Here is a 582-nt window from a genome sequence, read left to right as displayed (position 1 = left end):
TTTCCCAAAGCCAAAGACGAGTATCGCACCCTGTGGAGCAAACCAAAACTAAGCCAATGCCCCGAACACATCGACGATGCCCAATGGCAGGAGCTTCCCCAGGACATTGAGGTGCGCTACATCCGTTCGCGCTTCGAGCGCAAAGGCTTCCGTCCCGTGGTCAAGGTGATCGCTACGACCGACTTGGAAACTCCGCCCGAAACAGTTCAGGCCCAATACACGAGTCGTTGGGATATCGAACTGTGCTTTCGCGATATCAAAATAACCATGGAATTGGATTTTATCCGGGCGAAGTCAGCTTCCATGGCCCGCAAACTTTACGGCTTCGGACTCATCGCACATAATCTTATCCGATGGCAAATGCTCCGGGCATGCCGCGGAGCTTCTCCCCGGCAAATCAGCTTTACCGGGGCTCGCGAAGCTCTCAGGCGCTGTTGCGAGCTATTCCGAACCCGCACATATGTCGGAAAAGTTCGGCTACAAACCGCTATCGAAGAACTTATCCATGACGAAAAACTCCCCCTCAGGCCAGGACGACACCAGCCCAGAGTGAAGAAAAGAAGACCCAAAAAATTCCAACTT

1 protein-coding gene is annotated in these 582 nt (G+C 53.1%); it reads left to right on the top strand.

Annotated elements, in window-relative coordinates; genetic code table 11:
• The coding region (locus H5P30_RS22840; protein WP_185693580.1) for a transposase at positions 1 to 582 on the top strand (582 nt) is incomplete at both ends.

The sequence above is a fragment of the Puniceicoccus vermicola genome (assembly GCF_014230055.1).
GTDB classification, from domain to species: domain Bacteria; phylum Verrucomicrobiota; class Verrucomicrobiia; order Opitutales; family Puniceicoccaceae; genus Puniceicoccus; species Puniceicoccus vermicola.
Note: the sequence above shows the minus strand (reverse complement) of the source record. Positions and strands in the feature narration are given on the sequence as shown.